Origin of the sequence: Pseudomonas sp. (genome assembly GCF_050739655.1) — a bacterium.
Taxonomy (GTDB): domain Bacteria; phylum Pseudomonadota; class Gammaproteobacteria; order Pseudomonadales; family Pseudomonadaceae; genus Aquipseudomonas.
In genome coordinates this window covers 1-25,588 of sequence record NZ_JBOIBY010000076.1, presented here as the reverse complement: position 1 = coordinate 25,588, position 25,588 = coordinate 1, and the positions used below count along the sequence as shown (strand labels likewise).

Here is a 25,588-nt window from a genome sequence, read left to right as displayed (position 1 = left end):
TGTGAAGGCCTTATCGCTAGCAGGCTAGCTCCCACAAGGAGATGCGTGATGGTTGATTGGGCCAAGGCGCCGTTTAGGGAGGTGTCTGCTTGCTCCTTCTTTCAACAATCCTGAAGGTCAAGCGCATGGACGTGCCCTGTTGTTCGTGGCAGGTCAGGTTGGCCTCTCCGCCAAAGCTTTCCATGATCTGCTTGACCATGATCAAGCCGATGCCGAGCCGGCCTTGACTGGTGGTATAGAACGACTTGAAGGCCGTCATTTGCTCTTGCCTGGACAGGCCTTCCCCGGTGTCGGCAATGGATAGATGCAGGCATTGTTGGGTGTCGTCCAGGCAGGCCTGGATGGTCAATGTGCCTCCTTTTGGCATTGCCTCGATAGCGTGGACGACCAGGCTATTGAGGATTTGAGACAGCAGCAGCGGATTGCTGACTATCCGGGGCGTTTGCTCGTTGCGAAATACAACCTGGATTCTGGATTGGGTCAGTTGCGCGCCCAGGCTGCTCAGCGTTTCCTCTACCACCAGCATCGGCTCCACCAATTCGGCCTCCCCACGAATCGGATGCAGGCACAGGAGCAATTCATTCACCCACTTTGACATGCGATCAACCTGGCTGACGATATCGGCGATGTTCTTCCTGGCGGGCTGGTCCTTTATTTCATCCGCCAACTCAGCACTTGTGCGAATGCAGGCCAGCGGGTTGCGCAGGCTATGGGCAACCGCCGTGGACATCTCGACCAGCCCCACATACGTCGTGTTGGCAACCAGTTGAGCCTGCTGGGACGCCAACTGGGTCGATGCCCGGCGGACAATCCAATAAAGCCCGAAGTAAAGCAGCACGCCACCCAGCGCCGTAGACAGCCAGATGATCCAGTGGCCACGATTGAGCCTTTCGATCAAGTCGACCGGTTCCTTGTAGATTTCAACCACCGCCAGGGTGTTGCCCCTGTCATCGACCAGGGGGATATAGCTCTCGATGAAGAAGTTTTTCGGGGCATGCAAAAACTGCTGCTCGGGACGGACTTCATCCGCAGCGCTGTATCGGGTCGATACGCGGTCATTGGAGTTGAATGCGGCTTCAAGCTGCTCGTCGTTGAGAAATTTGTGGCCGATCAATTGCGGGTTGGTCGACCAGATCACTTTGCGCAACGGCGAGTAGATGCTGATCAGCAGTGAGTCCGGGAGGTGTGACAGGTGGTCGAGGAATTCGGAGCGCGCACGATCCCTATTCTGCGACATTTCTTGCGAAAGCATTCCATAGGAGGTTCCTGCCAGGACATCCCCCGCCCGCATTCCGGAAAGCCCGTGGTGGCGTATCTCACCCATTGCAATTGTCTGGATGAACTGCGCTGACAACAGCGCGTCACGCTTGAGACTCTCGATCACCAGAAACTGCGTCGACACCGTACCCAGCCCGAATGCGATGACGCTGATCAGAAAGAAGCTGACCAGCGAAAACCAGCGCAGCAGGTTGAAGGGTTGGGTGGGGGCAATGGAGTCGGTGGTACCCTGATGCAGACGCTTGAATACGGCTGATATGGCTAGCATGGGAGTGTCCTTTGGCGTGTTCCTGTGAAGCAGGTCGAACTTCAATGTTGAGCCTGAATCAATGGCAGCATTCTCCATGCCATATAGCGATGGCGGTCCCTGTAGGAGCTGGCTTGCCAGCGAAAAACCCGAATACGCCGCGGGGCATCAGGATTAACGCGTTATCGTTGACGATCTTCGCTGGCAAGCCAGCTCCTACAGAAGACATGCGTTTACAGGCCAGGCAGCGCCAACTTCGGGGCAAATTCCCCATCTATGGAGCACCGAAAATGGTCGCGTCGAATTAGCCGGATACGAACTAAAATGTAAGACAAGCCCCTGCGATGCACCGTCCCAATTCAATAGTAGGGAAACCCTTGTCCATAGGAGATTGTGTCATGTCAGTTCTTCGGCTTTGCGCTTTGATCGCGGCGACGTTCATGATGGTTTCGGCAGGCACTGCCTGGGCTACAGAGCAGGGTCAGCAACGTCGTGCGGCGCGAGATGTTCGGCAGGAAACACGGCAGGATGCGCGCCAGACGAAGCAGGATTGCCGCGCAGCCGACCAGAAAAACAACTATCAATGCCGGCAGGATAAACGGCATACGAAGCAGCAAGGGCGCGAGAGAGCAAGGGATATCAAATACTGATTATCCGCCTCGGCTGCCGTATCCGCTCAATGACACTTACTGCAGCGTTATCGCCCAAGTGATGAAACCCGCAATCCCTGTGGTACAGGTCAGCGCGAACAGAAAAAGAATATCGGTCAGCTTCTCTAGCAGGTGATTGCGGTTCACCTTTCTCGTGCGCAGCGTCCAGTAAGAAGACAGTGTCGTGAGCAAATATAGAATGGCGTTTATCGCAAGAAGGTCATCACCCAGTGAGTCTTCGCTTCTTAACGTCGTAATGACTTGAAAGATGCCGATTACCGTAATGCACACGCCCACCATGGCGGCTGAAGCAGTAAAGACATGAACACAGATATCTTCATCCAGGCTGATAGGTTGTTTGTTTTCGCTCATGTCACATTACCGTTGCTCGCGAGGTTCGGCCGGCGTATCAGCCAGGGCAGAAATCACCTGCTTCTGTATTTCCTTTTCATCCAGTCCTCGACCGAAATGCTTGAGGTATCGGCCCTGGTTGTCGAGTAAAAACAGGATAGTCGAGTGGTCCATCTTTGCCGTCGCGTTCGACATCTTTGTCTACATCACGAACGCCGTCTCTGACGTCTTTCTTGACATCGCCTTCGGCATACGCGACGTCCACGTGAGTAAACAGCCCTGAGCCGAAAAGCAACGCTATGAATGGCTCCTGTTCCGTCAACTCTCGCGTTGGATCCAGAGCTGGAAAAAAAGGTGTAATTGCGAAGTATTCCAATCCGTCTGTCGTTTGCCTTGGGGCGGTTATTCTGGCTCGCTTAATGCCTGCTCTGTCTTATTCCCGGTCTTTGGTGGTGGCGACGAACGGCAGGAGCGCCCCCCGCTCCTACAATGGTCAGCTGGGCCGCTACGATTGCAAAAATGCGCAGACCTTCGCGAGCACGGCATCCGGATATTCGCGATGTGGAACGTGACCGCAATCAGGCACCACCTGCAGGCTTATCGGGGCACTCACATGGGCATTCATGCGTTCAAGGTGAAGCGGTGAACCGAATTCATCTCGATCCCCATGCAGCGCCAGCACCGGACAGTGAACCCGAGACAGCTGGGCGTCCAGGTTCCAATCGGCAAAGGCTTCAGACAGCCAGGTATCGACCCAGGCGTGAAACACCCAATCAGCTTTTTGCGCGTGGTATTTGTGCAACCGCTGCATCTGTCCGGGCTCGGCAAAGTCGCGCTCAGCCTGACGAATACCTTCCAGCGTGACCGCCTCGACGAAGGTTTGCGCCGACTCGGTGATGACTGCCTGGCAACGCTGCGGATGGGCCGCAGCGCAGCCGATTGCCATACCTGCGCCGACACTGTGGCCGAACACTGCAAACTCACTCAGATTGAAGTGCTGGCAAACCCTCTCGAAGCTGCCCTTGGCTTCATCTTCAACGAAGGTCACCGGCAGCAAGCCCGGATAGGCTGCCGAGCGCCCGAAGCCCAATCGGTCGTAGGCAATGACTGTGCGCCCGATTGCCTGGGCAAGCCGCTCGGGAAAGTCGCGCCACAACGCCACACAACCCAGGGAATCATGCAGCAAGACGATAGGAGCGCTTTGCCCTTGGCCGGGATTCCAGCTCTGGGCGAACAGCTGCCCGTCAGGGGTATCAATCCAGTGTTGTTCAGTGCAAATGGGTGACATTGAGCAGCTCCGTTGGGGCGTATTGCTGAATATCCTGAATCCTATCCTTGCGATCAGGGCAAGTCAGTGTTCAAACTCGCCAGTTCGATCGCCGAAATAGAACAATAAAACAAGGAGTCATCGATGCATCCGATCCGTCTCGGTCTGGTGGGCTACGGCAAGATTGCCCAGGACCAACACGTTCCCGCTATCAACGCCAACCCCGCTTTCCAGTTGGTGGCTGTCGCAACGCAAGGGCAGCCCTGCGCCGGGGTGGAGAACTTTCGATCCTTGGGCGAGCTGCTCGAAAACGGCCCGCAGGTCGATGCGATAGCCTTTTGCACGCCGCCCCAAGGACGTTTCGCACTGGTGCAACAAGCGCTGGCCGCGGGCAAACACGTGCTCGTGGAAAAGCCGCCATGCGCCACCTTGGGTGAAGCGATGGCGTTGGTGAGCCAGGTAGAGAAGCAAGGTGTCAGCGGCTTGTTCGCCTGGCATTCACGCTACGCGCCCGGCATCGAAGCCGCCCGAGACTGGCTGGCCAGCCGCACCTTGCAAAGCGTACAGATCGACTGGAAGGAGGACGTGCGCAAGTGGCACCCCGGCCAGGCCTGGATCTGGCAACCCGGAGGCCTGGGCGTTTTTGATCCCGGCATCAATGCCCTGTCGATTGCAACCCATCTGCTGGCTCTGCCGCTGTTTGTCGAGTCGGCCGAACTGCGCGTCCCGAACAACTGCCAGTCGCCTATTGCCGCGTCCATCAAAATGTCTGACGCGCGCCACCTCGATGTCCGCGCGGAGTTCGATTTCGACCATGGACATGACGAACTCTGGAGCATCGAGATTCGTTGCGCCGAAGGCACCCTGCGGCTGGACAACGGTGGCGCCTTGTTGAGCATCGACGGTGTGCGCCAAGGCGTATCGGAGGAGGGTGAGTACGCGGCGGTGTATCGGCATTTCCAACAGCTGATTGGTGACAAGGCCAGTGACCTTGATCTGCAGCCATTGCGACTGGTGGCGGACAGTTTCTTTATTGGCAGTCGGGCGCAGGTTGAGCCGTTTTACGATTAATGGCCTATAGAAGCGAAGCACGGGGCCGTGTCATAAGACCGAACCTGGTTTATCCCGTGCTTTGCTTAGATAAAAATCAACTAACTTGGCCGACCAGCTGCAGAAACTTTTTTAGAAATAGACTACATAATAGCCGGCCCGTGTTTTGAGCGAACAGTCCACGCTCCGGGGAGAAGTTCGAACAATGCCACAAGGAAAATGTGTGCTCTTCCGTGAGATATTAGCGCGGCGGATGCTGACATTTTTAATTTGTAGGTAATAAGAATATTAATAATTGAAAGTTGATGAGAAGTGTAGCCGCCGTATTACAACTAAGTCTCTGTGTGTAATAGCAATGAAACAACACAGGAAAGATGTTTATGCACACTATCCGCAACACCTTGGTGGTCGTGGATTCGCAGCAGTCCGGGGAATGGGTTTTAAGCAGAGCCAAAATGATCGCGAACGCCACGCGGTCACACTTGCATCTGTTGGCCTGCGATAAGGGAAATCATCATTCTTCCTGGCTGGACGACCTCCAGGGCTCCCTGGTCCAAGAGGGCTACAGCGTCAGTGCCCAACAAGCCTGGGATGGCAGCCTGCACAAGACAATCATCGCCGTGCAACAGGAGGAGGGCTGCGGGTTGGTGATCAAGCAGCACCTGCCCGACAACCCGCTGATCAAGGCCTTTCTGACCCCTGAGGACTGGAAGTTGCTGCGATACTGCCCCAGCCCCGTACTGATGGTAAAAACCGCCAGGCCCTGGGCCGGCAGCGCCATTCTCGCCGCCGTTGATGTCGGCAGCGGCGACGTAGAGCATCACGTCCTGCATTCCGGCATCGTCAGCCATGGATATGACATCGCCAAACTGGCCGGTGGCACTCTGCACATGATGAGCGCCCATCCTTATCCCATGCTTTCGTCAGGCGACCCCATCTTTCAACTCAAGGAAAGTATTCAGTCGTTCTATCGCGAGTTGTGCATGAGATTTCAAGCCGAATTCAACATAAGCGACGAGCGCCTGCATATCGAAGAAGGCCCGGCGCAAGTGTTGATTCCGTACCTGGCGCACAAGCTCGAAGCGGCACTTACAGTAATTGGCAGCGTTGGCCGAACGGGACTGCGCGGCACGTTGGTCGGCAATACGGCCGAGATGGTCCTGGACTCTTTGGACAGTGATGTACTGGTGCTCAAACCGGACGACATCATTCTTCATCTGGAAGAGTTGGCCGCGCCACCTGTCAGTGTATTGGCCGATACCGGGTTAACCACCTGGCCTTACAGCCATCACCACAGCCATCGACATATTGTCGAAGCCAATGACAGTTCATTACCCGTTGGGGTAAAGACCGGCAGCATTGGAGAACGATTCAAACTGACAGGCCGTTGAAACAACGCTCTTTATTGTCATCAATGAACGAAGGCGGGCGGTCGAACACAAGCCATCTTGCATTTGAGTCTTCATGCGCCGTAATAAGCAGCAATCACAATCAGCGCAAGAAAACACAGCAACTGAACGCAAAAGAACGTAAAGCGCACCGCCACAAACCTGTCGGTTTGCACGTGGGACACGTGAACCAGAGACTGGCACACGCGAGCGATCAGAACGATGGTGGACAGGTAGTTCACCGCTGGGCCGCTGACATGAAGGGCTGAAATCACGAACACGATGGCGCCAAAGACCGGCAGGTTTTCCACGCAGTTCGCGTGTGCCCTTGTTCCGCGCCGATACCAGTCCTCGCCTTCGAGCTGATCGCTTCGGAAAGAGGCAATCGGCACATTCGAAAACAGAATGCCGACCCAGCGATACACCCCGACGGTTGCCATCAACAGCAGCAAAGTCCAGGTCGCAAATCCAAGCAACATCCACATGGGTATCGTCATGGCTGCCGTCCTCAATCATTCAATGTTCGCGCGGCCGACCAGCGATCGTTCCGCGCGCTGTCGATCAACTACTCAGGATGGGGGCCAGTGCGGTCTGAATCCTGGCCATCTGTTCGGGGGTTGTCATGCGCGTCAGCAGCCGGCCGAAGTGTGGGTGCTGCACGCCCGAAACAATGTATTGCCAGCGGTAGGCGCTCAGCACGCAGGCTTTGATTTGCGCGATCTGATCGACGTTGAACGATGGCGATACGTTGCGAACAAAGTAGTCGGCATCGGATGCCGCTTGCGCCTGCAGGATGGCGTCTACGGCCCCCACCAGGGCAATCAGATCGTCCACCGCCCGGTCGCGCGCGGTTGGTGAGCATTTGTCGTGCTCCGCTTTCCACTCCAGTTCATCGAGTACGACGTGTCGGCTTTCGTCGATCCAGTGAAATTTGAAAACATCCTTGAACAGTGGGCACAGCTCCTCCCGTGGGGCGATGCTTTGCGAGTAGTGCGTTTGCACAAACAGCTCGATATGGCAGGTCAACGCCAGCACCGACCACGTACTGGCCGCCAGGACGGCGCGGGCCACTTCGTTTGGATCAGCAACTTGGCAATAGCCCGCAGGCAGTTGCGAACCCAGCATCGTCTCGATACGCCGGAACAGCTCCTGATGCTTGATCTCGTCGTTGGAGAAGCGCACCAATGCTTCGAGCGCGAGTTGGTCGTCAAACACATGGGCCCGGCCTTGATCGAGCATTTTGGCGCTGATAAACCGCTCCACGAGTCCAAAGATGTACGCATAGGTTCTGCCCTGAATCTGACTGAGCAGGCGCGCCTCGTCCGCGGCGAGAAAGGTCAGGCGGTCGATCCGCGACAGTCCGTCGGGCAGGAATTTGCGCGAGAAGTCGAAGCTGCGGTCCTGGAGCAGATCGCGATCGATCTGCCATTCGGCTTTCTTCGAGGATCTGACGAGTTGCGCATAACGGGCGGCGTTACCTGAATCTGTGCGGGGTAGGGTTGCGACGCTGTTCATTTTGTTCTCCTGGGCGGTTACGGGGCACGTCGGAGCCAATGACCATTGATGAAGCGCCTGAAGGTGGTCTTGATCGCTGAATCCGCGTTGGTGCTAATCTAGGCCTCGCCGTTCAGGCGAAGAATGACCGGTGCGCCTGATTACTTGCTCCGGACTCCGGAAAGGAGGGCTGGCCATTGTTGGATGCACTTTCTGATGTCTTGCGTGTGATCCGGCTGTCTGGAGGCGTCTTCCTCGAGGCGGAACTCACTGCGCCCTGGTGCATCAACGGCAGAATCGCGGCCGATGATTGCAAACCGTTCCTGGCGGCACCTCGACACGTCATCGCCTCGCATTTTGTCGCCGCCGGACACATGCAAATATGCGTTGAGGGTGAGGCCGCCATCGACGTGAGCGCAGGCGAACTCATCCTGCTTTCTCGCAACGACATGCATTCTTTTGGCAGTGACCTGAGCCTTGCACCCATTGCGGTGAAGGAGGTTATCCAGCCACCGGAAGTTGGCGGGATTTCGCGGATCAAGTACGGCGGGGGCGGCGAGACCACGCATTTGTTATGCGGGTTCCTCGGCTCTGAAACCCCCTTCAGTCCTTTGCTTTCGTCGCTGCCGACCCTTTTGAAACTGGACCTGCGCGCGACGGCTTCGGGCGCATGGATCGAAAGCTCGTTCCGTTTCGCTGTCAGTGAAATCGCGGCGGGGCGTGTCGGTTCGACGACGGTCATCGCCAAGCTCTCCGAATTGCTGTTCGTCGAAGCCGTCAGCCAGTATGTGGCGAGCCTGCCGGATGAACGGCGTGGCTGGCTGGCGGGTTTGCGCGATCCGCATATCGGGCGTGCACTGGCGCTGCTCCATGCGCGTCCAACCGAAAGCTGGACTGCAGAGGCCCTGGCCCAGGAGGTGGGCATGTCGCGCTCGGTTTTCGCGGAGCGATTCACGACATTGGTTGGGCAACCGCCGATGCAATACCTGACGCTCTGGCGTATGCACGTGGCTGCCCAACAACTGCGCGAGGGTCACGGCAATGTGGCGCAAATCGGCTTTGCCGTCGGCTACGAATCGGAAGCCGCGTTCAGTCGCGCATTCAAACGCCAATTCGGCACATCGCCTGGTACCTGGCGCAGGCAATCAGCCTGAGAAGGTTTGGTGTCAATGGAGACACCATGAGCCATCCGGCTTGGTAACATCTCATGCGCCTTTCCCTGCACACCCTTCAAATTGCGGAAAACACTTGAATGGCTTCATCGAAACAAAAACATAGCGCCATGGAGCGCGAGTTGGCGCGCGCGCTGACCTGGGCCTGCGAGTTGGCCAAGAGCGAAATCATCGGCTTTGAGTGGCTCACCCATCGGGTGGATTACGAGCGCTTTCCAGTGAGCCTCATCGTCACCTGGGTGTTTGATAGCCAGAGCAACCTGAATGCCGCTGTCACCAGTCAAGGCAAGTTGAGGATGCATGAACTTACACTGGCGGCCTTTGAGGACATTGGCATCACCGTGACGGACATCGCGCTGCATGTGGAATTCGACTCCGAAGAGCGCTGTGCCTCACAGCACGGTGGCGATTGGGATGCACGGCTGAACTCACGCAAACCTTCGGGCGGCAAGCATGGCAAAAGACATTGAAAACCCCTGCGTTTCGCTGTGTCAGCTCAACAGCGAGATGTGCGTCAGCTGTGGACGCACCCGGGAAGAAATTCGCAAATGGCGAGGGATGAAGCGGCCGGAAAAGATGGCGACCGTGCAGAAGGCTACGGCTCGGATGAAAACCATCAGGAAGAAGAAAAACAACGGCTAACCCCCTGTAGGAGCTGCCGAAGGCTGCGATCTTTGATCGTTCCCACGCTCTGCGTGGGAATGCCTTAGCGGACGCTCTGCGTTCGGCTCTTGATTGGGACGCGGAGCGTCCCTGGCTGCATTCCCACGCAGAGCGTGGGAACGATCAAGTACCTGTGGGATCGGTGATCTACCGAATCCCGGTCCCCGCCATGGCTTCCGGCACCCACTGCGCCGTCGACAGCGGCTCGATGTAGCGGATACCCCCGTGCGGCCCGACCACGCCATTGATGTTGTAGGTGCCGCGCGACAGGTCGTAGGTCATGAACGGTGTGGCATCCGGAACCTGCTGGTCGTAGCTCTGGCTGAAGAACGCAAAGGAGCCGCGGTAAAGCTGGCCGCTGGTGTCGTACTGATCGGAGGCCAGGGCCGCCCAGGTGTCTTCATCCAGGTAAAAGCGGCGCTTCTGGTAGATGTGCTTGGCGCCGGGCTTGAGGTTGCCCTCCACGACGTACACCCGGTGTTTTTCCCAGCGTACAAAGTCGGGGGAAATGAAGTTGGGGGTGGTCAGCGATTTGGCATCGTGCACGTAGGTCAACTTGTAGGTGTTGTAGGGCACGATCATTTCCTGCTTGCCCACCAGCGTCCAGTTGTACAGCTCAAGTGCCCGGGCGGTACCGGGGTTGGGGGTGTCATAGGCCAGGATCGAAATCTGTTTGACCCGGCGCTGACCGGGCAAGTACTGCCAGGCGCGACCAGGGTACTGCACCGGGTTGCTGGCGTTCTTGAGCATGATCGACTCGCCGGCCCGGCGCGCAGGTCCGGTGTAGGAGAGCTTCAACTGATGGTAGATGTCGGAGTTGTTGAAGGTCTTCTTCAAGTTCTCGTAAATCGGAAAGGAGACGAACGCCTCGCCGCTGACCACCAGGCTCGGCACGCCGGCCGCGTCGACGTTCCAGGAGTCGTATTTGGAGTGGATGTTGACGCCCTGGTAACGCAGCAGGAAGTTCCACATCGCTTCGGCGCCGGTTTGCGGGATCGGGAACGGCACGCCGGGCAGGACGTTGTCGATAGCGGTTCCGCCGTCAATGGACTTGGCGGCGGTGGCATTGCGGCGGCTGTTGTTCAATATCGCTTGCGGCAGCGATGCGGTGCGGTGCGTCGGGTAGACGTCGATGCGGTAAGCCGGGTAGCGCCGGGCCAACTCGATGGTGGTGGCGGTCAGCATGCCTTTGTACTGTTCGATGTTCTTGCCATTGATCACCAGCAGCGGTTTTTCGTTGGCAAAGGGATCCGGGCGCATGGTGTCGCCGGCCTTGAAACTGGCCGGGGCGGTGGTCAGGCCACCGTTGTAGGGCGGAATGGAGCCATCGGCATTGCCGGCCTTTTCGGCGCCCACCAACGTCAGGCTGGAGCCCAGCCGGTCGGCTTCCTGACTCGATACCACGGCATGGGCATCGAGGCCCAGCGTGACCAGGGGTAAAGCTGCCAGAAAACCTTTCACGAATTTCATATTGTTGTTCTCCTGCCGGGCGTACCAGGCAACTCGTGACTGAAGTGTTCAGTCGCGTACGGCGCTTTGCGCCGGAGGTTTTTTGTTACTGACATTAAAAAGCCCCCGAGGAGGGGGCGCTTCACATTTGGCGACAGACCGTTCTCTATCCATGACACCCCCTTGTAGGAGCGAGGCTTGCCCGCGAAGAGGCCGTCACATTCAACATCTATGAGTCTGATACACCGCCTTCGCGGGCAAGCCTCGCTCCTACAGAATGCGGCGGCGTTCAGATTATTCTGGCCCAACCGCAATACCTGTGGGAGCTGGCTTGCCAGCGATGGGGTCGTGTCAGGCGACATCTCAGTTGCCTGACACTCAGCCATCGCCAGCAAGCCGGCTCCTACAGAGTGCGGCGGCGATCAGAGTATTTGGGTTAACCCGCTCTACCGGTTGAACCGCTCCGCCAGGCTATGCAGATAATCAGCCATCGCTTCCAGGTCCTGGCTGATCGCGGCGCCTTCCTTGGCCTGTCCGGCGCTGTGATCACAGAGTTGAGCGATGCGTGTGATCTGTTGATTGATGTCTTCAGTCACGTGACTTTGCTCTTCCGAAGCCGAGGCCATCTGCTGGCTCATTTCGGTGATCCGGCTGACGGCTTGACTGATGCCGACCAGTGCCGACTGCACCGCCTCAACACGTTGCATGCTGTCGCGGGAAATCTGCTCACCTCTGCCGGCTGTCGAGACGGCGCGATCGGCGCCGACATGCAGTGACGAGATGATGCCGTGTATCTGTTCGGTGGACGTTCGGGTGCGTTGTGCCAGCGAGCGCACCTCATCGGCCACCACAGCGAAACCACGACCCTGTTCACCTGCCCGAGCCGCTTCGATGGCCGCATTGAGCGCCAGCAGATTGGTCTGTTCGGCAATGGATGTGATGACATCCACGACACTGCCGATCGCTTGCGTCTCACTCGCCAGGGTGTTGACCGCCTGGCCGATTTCGTTGACCGCCTCACTCATGGCTTGCATGGCGTGCAGGCTTTGCCGGGCCAGCTCACTGCCTTCTTGCGTCAACTGGTCGGCCTCGGACGCGGCATGCGCCGTACTCAGTACGTTTTGAGTCACTTGCTGATTGGTTGCCGCCATCTGTGAGATGGCGGCGGCGGACTGGTCCGTTTCACTGCGCTGGCGATCCAGTGACTGCGCTTGCGAACCGGAGAGCACGGATGACTGTGCCGCCTTGGCCTTCACATTGACCCCGGCATCGACCAGCCTGGACAAGGCTGTCTGCAAACGTGCGTCCTCGCTGAGCATGGCCATGTCCAGCCGGCCGTGGGGGCCGTGGTTGTCGCTGAAGGTGAGCGCCACCAACGGATCGGAAAAGGCTTTCGGATGCTCGGCCAGGGTGCGCTCGATGACTTTGCGATGTCGGGACTCGATCAGGTACCAGGCGATACCGAGGCTCACCACCAGTACGCCCTGAGCCACAGCTTTGGGGAGCCACTGATCACTCAGCAACGAAACGGCGCCGGCCGCCAGAATGGGTGAACCGTATTGCAGCGACCGGAACAGTCGCGCACTCAGCGAGACGATCGGTTTGCCGGCCCGCATCCTTGCATAGAGTGCCGAGGCCCGACGAACCTGGTCGCGCGTGGGCACCGAGCGAACCGACTCATAACCACTCAAGCGTCCGTTCTCATGGATCGGGGTGACGTAGGCACTGACCCAATAGAAATCACCATTCTTCGCCCGATTTTTCACAATCCCCATCCAGGGCTTGCCTTGCTTGATGGTGTGCCACATATGAATGAACACCCCCGGTGGCATGTCGGGGTGTCGAACCATGTTATGGGGCTGGCCGATCAGTTCGTCGTAAGTGAAACCGCTGATGGCAACAAAGGCGTCGTTGCAGTAAGTGATTCGGCTATCCAGATCGGTCGTGGAGATCAATCGTTGGTGGGCAGGGAAGACTCTTTCACGCTCGGTTACAGGCAAATTCACACGCATACAGCGCGATTCCTCTACGGATTATTAGTATGAGCCAGAGCCTGCAAATCAGAGCCATGGCTAATCCGTTCTACCCGCAATGGGTTGAGGGCGACCCTGCATTGGGCGACAGGGCCTTTTCATTTCATGACAACTGGCGGCGCGATGGCGCTCAGTCTTCTTCGTAAAGCACATCCAGCCGGCCCGCGCGTGCCGCCTTGAGCAACTGGCCATGGTCACGCTCGGTCTGGTCGGCATAGAGCAGGGCGAAGTCGCCAAGGGCCTCGTCGAACACATCACTTTTGCCCAGGTAGCCTGAGATCGTCGCCGAGTCGCCGGATTTTGCGTGGGCGCGCGCCAGGGTCAGGCTGCAAAATTCCGCATAGCGCTCCAGCTGGGTGGCGCTGATGTTTTCCAGTGGGACCGACATCTTCATGTCCCGTAGCTGTCGTACGAAAAAGTCATAGCCCGCGACGCCGCGCACCCAGCCCAGGAAAATGTCGCTGGAGGATTGCATCAGGCGTTGCCCCATCACCACCCGCTGGCCTTGATTGTCGTACTGGCTCTTGCCCGCATAGGGTTCCAGTACCGAGCGACAAGACTCCTTGAACTGCAAGATCAGCGGATGATTCTCCTCCGAGAACAACAGGGCGATGTAGCAGCGGGTCCCGACACTGCCGATGCCAACAACCTTGAGCGCGGCATCCACCAGACGATAACGATCCAGCAACACGCGGCGCTCATCGGAAAGACTTTCACGGTAGGCGGCCAGGCCCCCGTGAACGCGCTCCATGAAGCTGGGGTCACCGACGTGCTGGATGACGGGCGGCTGGTCAACGATGCGTGGCTGTCCGGCAACCTGGCCGGCTATCTTCGGAAAGACGCTTTCCATGACGCGCTCGCGGGCACGGTCGAACAATTGCTGGCGAAACTTGTGTGCCTTGGCGTCAGGTGCCATTTCGAGCAATTCCTCGGCATCAAGACGCGAGTACCAGACCTCCAGCGGTTTCATCCTGGAAAAACGCCGCAGGTGCTCACGGTATGCCCGCGCACAGGCAACCGCGACCTTGCGTGCGCGAGCATCGGTTGCACCGCCGTCGCGCGCCGCCACAGCGAAGCTCGCCACCAGGCGCTTGATGTCCCATTCCCAGGGTGCCGGCAGGGTTTCGTCAAAATCGTTGAGGTCGAACACCAGGTTGCGTTCGGGGGTGGCGAACAAGCCGAAGTTGAGCAAGTGGCAGTCACCGCAGGCCTGAACATTCACGCCAATGTTTGGCCCCTTGGACAGATCATAGGCCATCAACGCCGCCGAGCCGCGCAGGAAGGTAAAGGGGCTGCGCAGCATGCGTCCGTAACGGATCGGCACCAACTCCTTAAGGCGGTCACGATTGGAACGCTTCAGGATCGCGATGACGTCGCGCTGTCGACCGGGCGACTTCCACTTGGCGTGGTCCTCGCGGGGGAATCGGTCACGCAATCGTTTACCGTCGGCGAGACGTTCTTCGCGGGAGCGAAATATCGGGTTTGATTGGTTTTTGCCTGTGGACTCGCGGGAGGGTTTCCTTTTTGTTGCCATGATGCAGTCGTCTCCGATGCGTTGCTCAAGGAGAGTTGGGGAAGTGTGCAACTCCGTCCCTTGACGCTAGCTCAACTCCGTCTTTTCACCATGTCCGAACATGAACCTGAACAGGTCAGGCGTTGTCCCACGGAATGTGCCCCGGTTATCGGACCAGAATTAAAAAGCAAAGGCGGTAAGTCCTCGAATTTCCCCACTGAAGGACCTTCAACATGACTCGTTTCTTTCTTGCACCACTGATTTGTACCCTGAGCTTTGTTGGCGCGGCTAACGCTGCGGTGCTGACAGAAAGCAATATCTCGACGGCCGACGCCCAGAAGCTGGTGACCGAGGCTATCGCTGCCTGCCAGTCCAAGGGCTACAACGTGAGCGCTGCGGTGGTGGATCGGGCGGGTGTGTTGAAAGCCTTGGCCCGCGCCGACAATGCCGGCCCTCACACCATCGAGGCCAGTCGCGCCAAGGCGTTTACCTCCGCGTCCGCCAAGGCGCCAACCCTTGCGATCATGGAGAACGCGCAGAAAAATCCGGGCGCCGCCAACCTGACCGATATTCCAGGTTACCTGCTGCTCGGTGGTGGAGTTCCGGTCAAGGTCGGCGATACCGTTATCGGGGCCATTGGCGTGGCCGGTGCCCCGGGCGGCAATCTGGATGCACAGTGCGCGGACGAAGTCCTGGCAGCCAACGCCGCGCTGTTCAAGTAGGCCCCATCAATACTGTGCGCGTACCGCCAGCGTCAGGGTGCGCGGATCGCCGTAGAAGTTGGTGCCCCAGGACGCATCCACGCGATCGTAGTATTTGCGATCGAACAGGTTGTTGGCGGTCAACGTCGTCGACAGGTTGTCGTTGATCTTGTAGCCGACTTGCGCCGTGGCGATGCCGTAGCCGCTTTGCTGGAATTTGACTTCACGCTGGTAGTACGTGTCGCTGACCACGCGCACGCCGCCGGCGACGCTGAAGTCCTTGAGCGGGCCCTCGGCGAATTCGTACTTGGTCCACAGGTTGAAGTTGTGTTTGGGGGTGATGGTGCTGAAGGTGGCGCCTTTTGATCCGTCTTCGGCCTCCAGGTACTCAGTGGAGGTGAAGGCGTAGCCGGTGACGATGCTCCAGTTGTCGGTCAGGTTGCCGCTCAGCTCGGTTTCCCAACCCTGGCTGCGTGCCTTGCCTTCGCTCATGTAGGCGGCGATGGTGTTGTTGTATTCAGCACGGTTTTCATCGTAGATGCGGAACACCGCCACGCTGGCGTTCAGGCGTCCGTCGAAGAATTCACGCTTGAGGCCGATTTCATATTGTTCGCCTTCCCGTGGGCCGATTGGCGTGTTGTCGGCGCCCAGTTCGCTTTGCGGTTTGAACACGCCGGTGTAGCTGGCGTAGGCCGACAGTTCCGGAGTCAGCTTGCCGATGATCGCGCCGTACGGCACCACCTTGCGGTTGATGCTGGTGTGGGCGCTGCCGAAGTTATTGAAGAAGGCGTTGGCGTTCTTGGCGTCGCTTTCATACCAGGTCACGCGGCTGCCGCCGATTACGTCGAGCCAATCGGTGACGTTGATCTTGGCGCGGGTGTAGAGGCCGTACTGATCGGATTTGGACCAGTTGCCATTGTTCTTCACGTAATCCTGTTTCGGGATGTCGATGCTGCCCGGATCGAAGACATTGATGGGGAAGTAATCGCCACCGCCGTAGGTGAAGTCTTTGTCCAGGTGCTGGTATTCGGCGCCGACGGTGAATTCATGGGTGCGGCCTAACGCTTCGAATGGCGTAGTCACGAAGCTGTCGGCGCCGATGGTCTTGATGTGGGTGTAGTAGTTGTAGGCCACGGCCCAGCTGTCGCCGGTGTCGGGGTCGACGGCGCCGTCGGCCCAGGTGAAGTTGCGCTTGGGCGTCTCGGCATCGCGGTAGGTCAGGGTGGTTTTGAACTGCCCGCCGTTGTCGAGTGCGTGATCGACTTCGGCGAAGGTTTCCCAGACTTTTTCGTTCAGTTCGTTCCACTTGGCATCGACGAAGGTCGAGCGCGGGACGTCCAGCAACTTGCCGCTGGCGTAGGCCGGCAACCCGAATGCCGGGGTGGAATGGTTCTGCTGATAAGCGCCACCGACCGACAAGGTGGTGGCCGGGTCGAGGTCGAACTCCAGGCGACCATAGACCATCGGGCGCTCATTCTGGACGTAGTCGACAAACGACTGGTTGTTTTCGTAGGCGGTGATGAAGCGCCCGCGCACCGTGCCCTGATCATTCAGCGGGCCGGTGACGTCCACCGAGGAACGGTAGTGGTCATAGGAGCCGGCAGCCAACTCACCCCCCAGTGCGAAGGTGTTGAGGGCGCGCTTGCGCACCACGTTGATGGTACCGCCGGGTTCACCGGCCCCTTGATACAGGCCTGACGGGCCGCGCAGCACTTCGATGCGGTCGTACATCGCCAGGTCGAACGCGGTGGCCATGTCGCCCTGGCCGGTGGGTTGCGATACGCCGTCGACCTGCACCTGATCGACGAGGAAACCGCGCATGTAGACGTCGTTGAGGCTGGAGCCGGAGTTGTAGGTCTTGATCGTGACCCCGGTGACCTGGCGCATGGCGTCCTGCAGGCTGTTCATGTTCTGGTCGTCCATGCGCTGGCGCGTGACCACCGACACCGACTGCGGAATCTCCATGAGCTTGATGTTGCCCTTGCCGATGCTGACTTCGTTGGTGGTGTAGGAGTGGGTGCCTTCGGTGGTGACGTCCAGGCGCTGGCTGGTGATCGAAGTGGCGCCCAGTTGCAGGGCCGAGGTGTTGGTCGAGCGTACCAGGGTGTAGCTGGCGTCGGCGCGTTGCAGCATTTCCAGGCCCGTGCCACTGAGCAAACGAGTCAGCGCCTCCAGTGGCGTCAGGTTGCCGGATACACCAAGGCTTTGCAGACCATCGGTGAGGGCCGGTTCAAACGAGAGTGCGATGTGGCTGTCGGCGGCGAAGCGCGACAGTGTCTGCCCCAATGGGCCTGCCGGGATCTGGTAGCTGTGCGTATCGGCAATGGACGCTGTCTGCGGTTCTGCCGCCCAGGTTTGGGCGCCGGCGCCGGCGAGCATCACGCTGAAGAGAACGCTGAAGGCTGTGCGGTGCAGCGCGGGGGTACTGTGTAAAGCGGGCATCGAGAAGGTGATCCTGTCGGCAAGGGAGAAGGTGTTTCTTCCCTTGCCAGCCCAGCGCGAAAAAAGTATCACCTCTTTGCAGATATTTTTTCGATTACGTCAAACGGGTGAGAGGGTCACCCAGAATCCACCGAGGTGAGTCGTCACCTTTACCGGATAAGTCAGAGCCAGCATGCCCAGAGCACGACGGCTGTCGTCCAGTGGGAAAGCCCCAGAAATGCGGATCCGCGCAACGGCCGGATCGCAGCGCACCAGGCCATGGCGATAGCGCGCCAGTTCCTTTGCAAAGTCACCCAGCGGCATGCCGTCCGCCACCAGCATGCCTTGGGTCCATGCGGTCAGGGCATTGTCGGCGTGCGCCAGCGGGCCAATAGTGGACGCGGTAAATTCGGTCTGTTGGCCGGCAGTCAGAATCATCGGTGTTGCCTGCGGTTGCTGGTAAAGCTCAATCTGCACACGGCCGTCCAGCACGGCCAGCCGCGTGGTCCCGGCGTCTTCACGAACGCTGAAACGCGTACCCAACGCCTGCATCACGCCCTGTTCGGTCGATACCCGAAACGGTCGGGCAGGCACCTGAACGTCGGGGGCTGTCTGGATCAGAATTTCGCCTTTTCGCACCCTGATCAGGCGCTGCATCCGATCAAACATCACATCGATGCTGGTGTCGGTGTTGAGGGTCAATTGACTGCCATCGGTGAGGGTCAATTGCCGACGCGAACCAATCGGCGAGTGGTAATCAGCGGTCCAGCCCTGGCGCTCATTGAGTTGCCAGCCGAGCCAGCCCGCAGGCGCCACCGCCAGCAGCGCCGCCAGGCGAGCGAGCATTGCCCTGCGTTGAGGGTTGGCCGGGCGATCGAGCGACGGGATTGCCAGCTCGGGTGGGAGGCCGCCCAGTTTGCTCAGCAGATTCTCGGCACGTCGCCAGGCGTATTCGTGTTCCGCACTGCTGCTGCGCCATTGCTGCCACCGTGCGCGTTCATGCTCGCTCAGCGCACCTTCACTCAGGCGCATCAGCCATTCGGCGGCTTCTTCCAGAACGGCGGGACTGACGATCGTATGGCGACTCATTCGTGCATCAACGTCAGGCACTGCAAAAACGCCTGCTTCATGTAGCGTTTGACGGTAATCAGCGATACGTCGAGCTGCGCCGCGATGTCGTCGTATTTCATTGCGCCGATTTGGGACAACAGGAAGGCGCGCTTGACCAGTGGCGGCAAGGTGTCGAGCAAGGCATCGACTTCGAGCAGGGTTTCCAGGATCAGGAAACGCACTTCGGGGGAGGGTGCAAGGGACTCCGGCATTTGCGCCAGGGCTGAGAGATAGGCACGTTCGAGCGCTTGGCGCTGGTACCAGTTCACCAGAATGCCTTTGGCGACACAGGTCAGATAGGCCCGTGGTTCGGCAATGTTCGGTAGGGACTTGGCCGCCAGGATGCGGGTGAAGGTGTCGTGCAACAGGTCCGCCGCATCCACCCGGTTCCCCAGTTTTCGCTGCAGCCAGGCGTACAGCCAACCCTGGTGACCGACATACAGGGCTTCGACACATTGCACATGTTGCTGGTGAGTGGCGGACAGTGAATCGCTCATTGCGTCATTGTTTTTTGCTAGTGAGAATTATTAGCAATTGTAATGAGCGACAAACGAAGCGGCAAGGGCAACATGGCGTTGCCCCCCTGTCCTGATAAATAGTGGATAAATCGTGGAAAAATCGCCACCCCGGCCAGCCGACCGGGGTGGATAACAGGCCCTCGTATTATTTCTTCAGGTCAAAGCGATCGAGGTTCATCACCTTGGTCCAGGCCGCGACAAAGTCCTTGACCAGTTTCTCTTGTCCACCGGCGCTGGCGTAGACCTCGGACAGCGCCCGCAACTGCGAGTTGGAACCGAAGACCAGGTCGACGCGCGAGGCGGTCCACTTGCGTTGGCCGGTCTTGCGGTCCAGGCCTTCGAATTCCTCATTGGCCGCCGACACGGGTTTCCATTCCACGCCCATGTCCAGCAGGTTGGTGAAGAAGTCGTTGGTCAAGGCTTCCGGCCGGCTGGTGAAGACGCCATGGGCGGTTTGCCCGACGTTGGTCTTGAGTACGCGCATGCCTCCAATGAGCGCGGTCATTTCCGGTGCGGTGAGGGTCAGCAGCTGTGCCTTGTCGATCAGCAGTTTTTCGGCCGGCACGGTATAGCGGCCCTTGGTGTAGTTGCGGAAACCGTCAGCGATGGGTTCAAGGAAACCGAAGGAGTCGACGTCGGTCTGCTCCTGGCTGGCGTCCATACGTCCCGGTGTGAAAGGCACGGTCACGGATTGCCCGGCATTTTTCGCCGCCTGTTCGATGCCGGCACTGCCGGCCAGCACGATCAGGTCCGCCAGGGAGATTTTCTTGCCGCCTGCGTTGAACTCCTTCTGGATGCCCTCGAGTTTTGCCAGTACGCCACCCAGTTGATCCGGTTGGTTGGCGGGCCAGGATTTCTGCGGTGCCAGGCACAGACGCCCGCCATTGGCGCCGCCGCGTTTGTCGGAGCCGCGGAAGGTGGAGGCTGCCGCCCAGGCGGTAGACACCAGTTGCGAGACCGACAGGCCCGAAGCCAGCAGCTTGCTCTTCAGCGCGGCGACATCACTGTCGTTGACCAGAGGATGGTCGTTCGCTGGAATCGGGTCTTGCCACAGCAGGATTTCGCTGGGGTTTTCCGGGCCCAGGTAGCGCGAGAGCGGGCCCATGTCGCGGTGGATCAGTTTGTACCAGGCACGGGCAAAGGCATCGGCAAGCTGATCCGGATTCTCCAGGAAGCGCCGGGAAATCGGTTCGTAGATGGGGTCGAAGCGCAGGGCCAGGTCCGTGGTCAGCATGGTTGGGTTACGCCGCTTGGACGGATCGAAAGCATCGGGAATGATGCCAGCGCCAGCGCCGTTTTTTGGCGTCCATTGCTGGGCGCCTGCCGGGCTCTTGGTCAACTCCCACTCGAAGCCGAATACGTTTTCGAGAAAGTTATTGCTCCATTTGGTGGGGGTGGTGGTCCAGGTCACTTCCAGGCCGCTGGTGATGGTGTCGGCGCCTTTACCGGTGCCGAACTTGTTTCTCCAGCCCAGGCCCTGTTCTTCCAGGCCCGCGGCTTCCGGCTCCGGCCCGACGTTGTCAGCGGGACCTGCGCCGTGGGTCTTGCCGAAGGCGTGGCCGCCGGCGATCAGTGCCACGGTTTCTTCGTCGTTCATCGCCATACGGCCGAAGGTTTCGCGGATGTCCCGGCCGGCAGCGACCGGATCGGGATTGCCTTCCGGGCCTTCCGGGTTGACGTAGATCAGGCCCATCTGCACGGCGGCCAGCGGGTTCTCCAGATCCCGTCCCGGTTCGACACGGGTGTCTTCGTTTTTCCCAGGCTCGGCCACGAGTGGGCCTTCGCCGGGTTTCTGCATCGGTTGGTCGGCTTTTTCGTAGCGGGTGTCACCGGCCAGCCATTTGCTTTCCGAGCCCCAGTACACGTCCTCGTCCGGCTCCCAGACATCCGCGCGGCCGCCGGAATAACCGAAGGTCTTGAAGCCCATGGACTCCAGCGCGACGTTGCCGGTGAGCACGATCAGGTCAGCCCAGGACAGGTTGCGACCATACTTTTGCTTGATCGGCCACAGCAGGCGGCGAGCCTTGTCGAGGCTGACGTTGTCGGGCCAGCTGTTGAGCGGAGCAAAACGCTGCTGACCGGAGCCGGCGCCGCCACGCCCGTCACCGGTGCGGTAAGTGCCGGCGGCGTGCCAGGCCATGCGTACGAACAGCGGCCCATAGTGGCCGAAGTCGGCAGGCCACCAGTCTTGCGAGTCGGTCATCAGCGCGGTCAGGTCGCGCTTGACGGCCGCAAAGTCCAGGCTCTTGAACGCTTCGGCATAGTTGAAGCCCTCGTCCATGGGGTCGGACAGGGACGAGTGCTGGTGCAGGATCTTCAGATTCAGTTGGTTCGGCCACCAGTCGCGGTTGGTTGTGCCACCGCCAGCGGCCTGATGAAAGGGGCATTTCGATTCAGTTGCCATGTGTGAGCTACCCTCGGTCGTGTCATTGAGCTATCCGCCCCGGTTCGTGGTCGGACAGCGATGATTGAAATCAATGACTCGGGCTTCTGGCCCTGCATTTCGATCCTCGGATCGATATGGCCATGCGGGCATTCCGAACGCTGGCAACGCAACTGCCGACAGGATGACCCACGGTACGCCCAGTCTGTTTCTGACTCGTTCTTATCTCGTTATCAGGTCTTGGCCGGCCAGATGGCACCGGCGTTAGATAATGCTAGTCGCCCCTCGGGAAGTCAGCTAATAGCCTCAGTATTGGTGGCCGATAGGTGAAATCTTTCAGGGGTGAGGTGTTGTGCAAAGCGGTCAGGCCTTGACCCAGCGTTGACGGCTCCAGCTGCTCAACGTATCGACAGCGAATACCAGTAATAGCATGGCAATGATGACCGTGCTGGCTTGAGCCTCTTGAAAAAGACTGAGGCTGACGTACAGCATCTGTCCCAGACCGCCGGCACCGACGAAGCCGAGGACGCTGGCCATGCGGATGTTGTTCTCCCAGCGGTACAGGATGTAGGCCACCAGCTGCGGCAGCAGGTTGGGCAGCGTGCCGTAACAGAACGCCCACACGGCATTGCCACCTTGCAGACGGATGGCCTCGGCAGGTTCGGGTGGAGTGTTTTCCAGCGCTTCGGCGAACAACCTGCCGAGCACGCCCGTGGTGTGCAGGGCCAGGGCCAGGGTGCCGGCGTTGGGGCCGAGCCCGGCGGCAAGCACCATCAAGGCGGCCCACACCAGTTCCGGCACCGCACGCAGGGCGTTGAGCAGCAGGCGCGATGCGCTTTGCAACGGCCAGCCGAAGCGTCCCGCTGCCGGCAGGGCCAGTACCAGGCCCAGCACGGCGGCGAGCAATGTGCCAAGGGCGGACATGGCGATGGTTTCCAGTGCGCCATGACCGATGGCACGCAGGTGATCGGCACTCAGGTCCGGACTGAGAAAGCGCTGCGCATAAGCCACCATTCGTTCGACATTGCCCGTGGCGCCCAACTCGCCCAAGTCGATACCCAGATAAATGAAGGAAGCGACAATCGCGGCGCCGATGCCCAGCAGCAGGACGATGTTGATCAATCGATTCATGTCAGCCTCCAGCGCAGCAGGCGGCTGAGTTGATCGGCGAACAGCACCAGTATCAGGAACGTGAGCAACAGGCTGGCCACTTCACCGCCGGCGAACATGCGCAGCGACAGGTCCATTTGCTGGCCCAGGCCACCGGCGCCGACGAAGCCCATCACCACCGAGGCGCGGATCGCACATTCCCAGCGGTACACCGTGTACGACAACAGCTCTGCCGCGACATTGGGCAGGATGCCGTAGGCGAAGGCCGCGAGCCGACCACTGCCGGCTTGCAGCAGGGCGTGGGCCGGACGTTGGTCGACTGACTCGAAAATTTCCGCGTAGACCTTGCCCAGCATGCCGCTGTAGGTGATGGCGATGGCCAGTACCCCTGCTGTCGGACCGAGGCCGACGGCGCGCACGAAGAGCAAGGCCCAGACAATCTCCGGCACGCTGCGCAGGAAAATCAGCAAGCCGCGTACCGGCCAGCGCAGCAGTTGGCCCCAATAACCCGGGTGACCGGCCCGGGAGGCAGCCGACAGCGACAGCGCTCGACTGGCCAGCAGGCTGGCGGGCACTGCCAGCAGCAGCGCCAACGCCATGCCCGCCGTGGCGATGGCCAGGGTTTGCAGGGTGGCCTGCAAGAGTAACTGGAAAAATTCTTCGTCATGGGCCGGTGGCCAGAAGGCTGAGACAAAACGACCGATCTCGCTCTGGCTGTCGCTGGATACCAGGACGCTCAGATCCAGTTCGCTGAAGCGGATGCCTGGCCACAACAGGGCAATGGCCAGCAGTGTCAGCAAAAGGCGCGGGCCGGTGGCGGGGTCTCGGGTATCGCGGGTCAGCATCGCGGAATCTGCACGACCAGGGGCGCCGATGGAACGGGCGGGGAGAGCAACTGTTCGTTGGCGTAGAGTCTGTCGAGCAGTTCACGGTCGACGGCGCTGGCGGGAAGGTCGAAGAGAATCTGCCCGTCACGCAGCCCGATGATGCGCAAAAAATGCGCCAGGGCCAGTTCAACAGCATGCAGGCTGGCGACCAGAGTGACGTTGTGTTCACGGGCGTGTCGGCAAAGAACTGAAAGGGTGTGCTCGGCCAGCACCGGGTCCATCGCCGACACCGGCTCATCGGCCAGCAACACTTCGGGGGCCTGATACAGCACGCGGGCAATGCCCACGCGCTGCAGCTGGCCGCCGGACAGTTGCTGGCACTGGGCGAACAGCTTGTCGGTCAGGTCCAGCCTGGCCAACGCCGCACGCGCACCCGGAATATCCAGTGGATGCAGCAGGTTCATCAGGCTTTTACCCAGGCCCCACTGGCCAATCTTGCCAGCCAGCACGGCGGTGACCACTCGCTGGCGTGGTGGCAACGGCGGCGCTTGATGCACCAGGCCGATGCGCGCGCGCAGACGTTGGCGCTGGCGAGCCGACAATTGCCACGCGTGCTCACCCAGTACCTGCAACTCGCCGCTGCTCGGTTGCAGGGCGGTGCCCAGCAGGTTCAGCAGGCTCGATTTACCGGCACCGGATGGGCCGATAATGGCGACCTGTTCACTTGCACCGATGTGCAGGTCCACGCTACGCAATGCGTGGACGCCATTGGTGTGGGTCAGGTTGACCCCGGTCAATCGCAATGTCATTTGAGCAAGTCGGCGGCGCGTGCGGCGTCCTCGATGCCTTTGTAGTTTTCAGGCTTGGTTTCGATGAAGCGGCTGGCGGCCTGCAAATCGAGGATTTCCTTGTCGGCGGGTTTTGCCGGGTCGAGTGCCAGGAACGCCGCTTTAATCTTCTCTGCCAGCGCCGGGTCAAGGGTGCCGCGCACGGTCCAGTTGTAGTCGTAATAGGCTGGGGTGGTGGCAAACACCTTGACCTTGTCGGTGTCGACCTTGCCGGCGGCAACCAGTTTTTCCCAGACGCTGGCATTGAGCACACCGCCGTCCACCTTGCCAGCCTGGACCCAGGCGACCGTGGCGTCATGGGCGCCGGAGTAGCCGACGCGACTGAAATAGGTTTCCGGCTTGATGCCGTCCTGGAGCATGAAATAGCGCGGCATCAAGCTGCCGGACGTGGAAGACACCGAGCCGAAGGCAAAGGTCTTGCCCTTGAGATCTGCGAGGGATTTGACGTTCGGGTCTGCGGTGATGAATTTGCTGGTGAACTGCGCGTCCTGTTCACGCTGCACCAGGGGGATGGCATTGCCGGTCTTCAGACGCGCCTGCACAAAGGTGAAGCCGCCAAGCCAGGCCATGTCGATGCGATCGGTGGCCAGCGCCTCGACCACGGCTGGATAGTCGCTCACGGGTACGAACTCGACTTTCATGCCCAACTGTTGTTCCAGGTAAGCGCCCAAGGGCTTGAACTTGCGCAGAAGCTCGGTCGGGGCTTCGTCAGGAATGGCGCTGACCTTCAGGGTGTCGGCGGCTTGCGCCAGCAGAGTGCTGATAGACAGGGTCAAGCCCACAGCCAATGCGAGGGTACGCTTGAGCATGAAAGTTCTCCGTTTCAATCACAACAAAAAAAGGCAATGCGCCCCGCAGGCGCGGTGGGTGGCATGGCGCAGTGTGAGGGTAGCCGAAACGGAGCACTTTTATGAACTCCTGCATCACTGGTGGGCTCGTGTGCACGCCCACTCCTACAGGTTTGTGTGTGTCTAACCATCAAAATACACCCGGAAGTGGTGTGGGTCGGCGCTATGGATGTTGAATGTGCCGGCCCCTTCGCGGGCAAGCCTCGCTCCTACAGGTTCTTACGTCGCTCACAAGATCCATGGACACCACAAAACCCTGTGGGAGCG

The 25,588-nt window shown here is 59.5% G+C and carries 23 protein-coding genes and 2 pseudogenes; 7 read left to right on the top strand and 18 right to left on the bottom strand.

Annotated features, from left to right (window positions below; all coding sequences use genetic code 11):
• Positions 1-73 precede the first annotated feature (73 nt).
• The gene (locus ACRESJ_RS04355; RefSeq protein WP_431756812.1) at positions 74-1,546 is read right to left on the bottom strand and encodes a sensor histidine kinase; all 1,473 of its coding nucleotides are present in this window, start codon (positions 1,544-1,546) and stop codon (positions 74-76) included.
• Between the two features lie 377 nt (positions 1,547-1,923).
• Here ACRESJ_RS04355 and ACRESJ_RS04350 point away from each other — a divergent pair, with 377 nt between their 5' ends.
• Positions 1,924-2,175: a hypothetical protein gene (locus ACRESJ_RS04350; protein ID WP_431756811.1), complete on the top strand. Its 252-nt coding sequence runs from the start codon at positions 1,924-1,926 to the stop codon at positions 2,173-2,175.
• A gap of 36 nt (positions 2,176-2,211) precedes the next feature.
• Here the strand turns inward: ACRESJ_RS04350 and ACRESJ_RS04345 are convergent, their stop codons facing one another.
• The 3 genes from ACRESJ_RS04345 to ACRESJ_RS04335 form a co-directional block, all read right to left on the bottom strand.
• Positions 2,212-2,547, bottom strand: a complete 336-nt coding sequence (locus ACRESJ_RS04345; RefSeq protein WP_431756810.1) for a hypothetical protein — start codon at positions 2,545-2,547, stop codon at positions 2,212-2,214.
• A gap of 6 nt (positions 2,548-2,553) precedes the next feature.
• Positions 2,554-2,700: a hypothetical protein gene (locus ACRESJ_RS04340; protein ID WP_431756809.1), complete on the bottom strand. Its 147-nt coding sequence runs from the start codon at positions 2,698-2,700 to the stop codon at positions 2,554-2,556.
• A 331-nt stretch (positions 2,701-3,031) separates the two neighbouring features.
• The gene (locus ACRESJ_RS04335; protein ID WP_431756808.1) at positions 3,032-3,814 is read right to left on the bottom strand and encodes an alpha/beta fold hydrolase; all 783 of its coding nucleotides are present in this window, start codon (positions 3,812-3,814) and stop codon (positions 3,032-3,034) included.
• Positions 3,815-3,937: 123 nt separating this feature from the next.
• Here ACRESJ_RS04335 and ACRESJ_RS04330 point away from each other — a divergent pair, with 123 nt between their 5' ends.
• A complete protein-coding gene (locus ACRESJ_RS04330) occupies positions 3,938-4,864 on the top strand; it encodes a Gfo/Idh/MocA family protein (RefSeq protein WP_431756807.1) in 927 nt (308 codons plus the stop codon).
• A gap of 359 nt (positions 4,865-5,223) precedes the next feature.
• Positions 5,224-6,078, top strand: a pseudogene (locus tag ACRESJ_RS04325) (universal stress protein); the annotation flags it as partial.
• 227 nt (positions 6,079-6,305) lie between these two features.
• On the opposite strand, the gene ACRESJ_RS04320 reads toward ACRESJ_RS04325, so the two are convergent.
• Together ACRESJ_RS04320 and ACRESJ_RS04315 are read right to left on the bottom strand one after the other, a co-directional pair.
• Positions 6,306-6,728 carry an MAPEG family protein gene (locus ACRESJ_RS04320; protein ID WP_431756806.1) on the bottom strand — a complete coding sequence of 141 codons (423 nt, stop codon included), beginning with the start codon at positions 6,726-6,728 and terminating at the stop codon, positions 6,306-6,308.
• A gap of 64 nt (positions 6,729-6,792) precedes the next feature.
• A complete protein-coding gene (locus tag ACRESJ_RS04315) occupies positions 6,793-7,746 on the bottom strand; it encodes a hypothetical protein (protein WP_431756805.1) in 954 nt (317 codons plus the stop codon).
• Positions 7,747-7,922: 176 nt separating this feature from the next.
• Between ACRESJ_RS04315 and ACRESJ_RS04310 the strand changes: the two genes are divergently transcribed.
• From ACRESJ_RS04310 to ACRESJ_RS04300, 3 genes are all read left to right on the top strand, one after another.
• The gene (locus ACRESJ_RS04310; protein ID WP_431756804.1) at positions 7,923-8,879 is read left to right on the top strand and encodes an AraC family transcriptional regulator; all 957 of its coding nucleotides are present in this window, start codon (positions 7,923-7,925) and stop codon (positions 8,877-8,879) included.
• A 140-nt stretch (positions 8,880-9,019) separates the two neighbouring features.
• Positions 9,020-9,367 (top strand): hypothetical protein, encoded by a 348-nt coding sequence (locus ACRESJ_RS04305; protein ID WP_431756803.1) that lies wholly within the window; start codon positions 9,020-9,022, stop codon positions 9,365-9,367.
• Entirely contained in the window at positions 9,351-9,539 is a 189-nt protein-coding gene (locus ACRESJ_RS04300) for a DUF1289 domain-containing protein (protein WP_431756802.1), read from the top strand. Before ACRESJ_RS04305 ends, ACRESJ_RS04300 begins: the two co-directional genes overlap by 17 nt.
• A 168-nt stretch (positions 9,540-9,707) precedes the next feature.
• Here the strand turns inward: ACRESJ_RS04300 and ACRESJ_RS04295 are convergent, their stop codons facing one another.
• The 4 genes and pseudogenes from ACRESJ_RS04295 to ACRESJ_RS04280 form a co-directional block, all read right to left on the bottom strand.
• Positions 9,708-11,030 (bottom strand): DUF1329 domain-containing protein, encoded by a 1,323-nt coding sequence (locus tag ACRESJ_RS04295; RefSeq protein WP_431756801.1) that lies wholly within the window; start codon positions 11,028-11,030, stop codon positions 9,708-9,710.
• A gap of 425 nt (positions 11,031-11,455) precedes the next feature.
• Complete coding sequence (locus ACRESJ_RS04290) at positions 11,456-12,487, bottom strand: methyl-accepting chemotaxis protein (protein WP_431756813.1); 1,032 nt, start codon at positions 12,485-12,487, stop codon at positions 11,456-11,458.
• 252 nt (positions 12,488-12,739) lie between these two features.
• Positions 12,740-13,021: pseudogene (locus tag ACRESJ_RS04285) on the bottom strand (PAS domain-containing protein); the annotation flags it as partial.
• 151 nt (positions 13,022-13,172) lie between these two features.
• Positions 13,173-14,477 carry a DUF2252 domain-containing protein gene (locus ACRESJ_RS04280; RefSeq protein WP_431756800.1) on the bottom strand — a complete coding sequence of 435 codons (1,305 nt, stop codon included), beginning with the start codon at positions 14,475-14,477 and terminating at the stop codon, positions 13,173-13,175.
• A gap of 311 nt (positions 14,478-14,788) precedes the next feature.
• Here ACRESJ_RS04280 and ACRESJ_RS04275 point away from each other — a divergent pair, with 311 nt between their 5' ends.
• A complete protein-coding gene (locus ACRESJ_RS04275) occupies positions 14,789-15,277 on the top strand; it encodes a GlcG/HbpS family heme-binding protein (RefSeq protein WP_431756799.1) in 489 nt (162 codons plus the stop codon).
• Positions 15,278-15,283: 6 nt separating this feature from the next.
• Here the strand turns inward: ACRESJ_RS04275 and ACRESJ_RS04270 are convergent, their stop codons facing one another.
• The 8 genes from ACRESJ_RS04270 to ACRESJ_RS04235 all read right to left on the bottom strand — a co-directional run bounded on the left by ACRESJ_RS04270 (position 15,284) and on the right by ACRESJ_RS04235 (position 25,282).
• Positions 15,284-17,698 (bottom strand): TonB-dependent siderophore receptor, encoded by a 2,415-nt coding sequence (locus ACRESJ_RS04270; RefSeq protein ID WP_431756798.1) that lies wholly within the window; start codon positions 17,696-17,698, stop codon positions 15,284-15,286.
• Between the two features lie 99 nt (positions 17,699-17,797).
• Positions 17,798-18,766, bottom strand: a complete 969-nt coding sequence (locus tag ACRESJ_RS04265; RefSeq protein ID WP_431756797.1) for a FecR domain-containing protein — start codon at positions 18,764-18,766, stop codon at positions 17,798-17,800.
• On the bottom strand, positions 18,763-19,284 hold the full coding sequence (locus ACRESJ_RS04260; RefSeq protein WP_431756796.1) for a sigma-70 family RNA polymerase sigma factor: 522 nt from the start codon (positions 19,282-19,284) through the stop codon (positions 18,763-18,765). The genes ACRESJ_RS04265 and ACRESJ_RS04260 overlap by 4 nt, the downstream gene beginning before the upstream one ends.
• 166 nt (positions 19,285-19,450) lie before the next feature.
• Entirely contained in the window at positions 19,451-21,709 is a 2,259-nt protein-coding gene (gene katG, locus ACRESJ_RS04255; RefSeq protein WP_431756795.1) for a catalase/peroxidase HPI, read from the bottom strand.
• Between the two features lie 342 nt (positions 21,710-22,051).
• A complete protein-coding gene (phnE, locus tag ACRESJ_RS04250) occupies positions 22,052-22,819 on the bottom strand; it encodes a phosphonate ABC transporter, permease protein PhnE (protein ID WP_431756794.1) in 768 nt (255 codons plus the stop codon).
• Positions 22,816-23,643, bottom strand: coding sequence for a PhnE/PtxC family ABC transporter permease (locus ACRESJ_RS04245; protein ID WP_431756793.1), 828 nt, complete (start codon positions 23,641-23,643; stop codon positions 22,816-22,818). The genes phnE and ACRESJ_RS04245 overlap by 4 nt, the downstream gene beginning before the upstream one ends.
• A complete protein-coding gene (locus tag ACRESJ_RS04240; RefSeq protein ID WP_431756792.1) occupies positions 23,637-24,434 on the bottom strand; it encodes a phosphonate ABC transporter ATP-binding protein in 798 nt (265 codons plus the stop codon). Before ACRESJ_RS04240 ends, ACRESJ_RS04245 begins: the two co-directional genes overlap by 7 nt.
• On the bottom strand, positions 24,431-25,282 hold the full coding sequence (locus tag ACRESJ_RS04235; protein ID WP_431756791.1) for a putative selenate ABC transporter substrate-binding protein: 852 nt from the start codon (positions 25,280-25,282) through the stop codon (positions 24,431-24,433). The genes ACRESJ_RS04240 and ACRESJ_RS04235 overlap by 4 nt, the downstream gene beginning before the upstream one ends.
• Between the last annotated feature and the right edge of the window lie 306 nt (positions 25,283-25,588).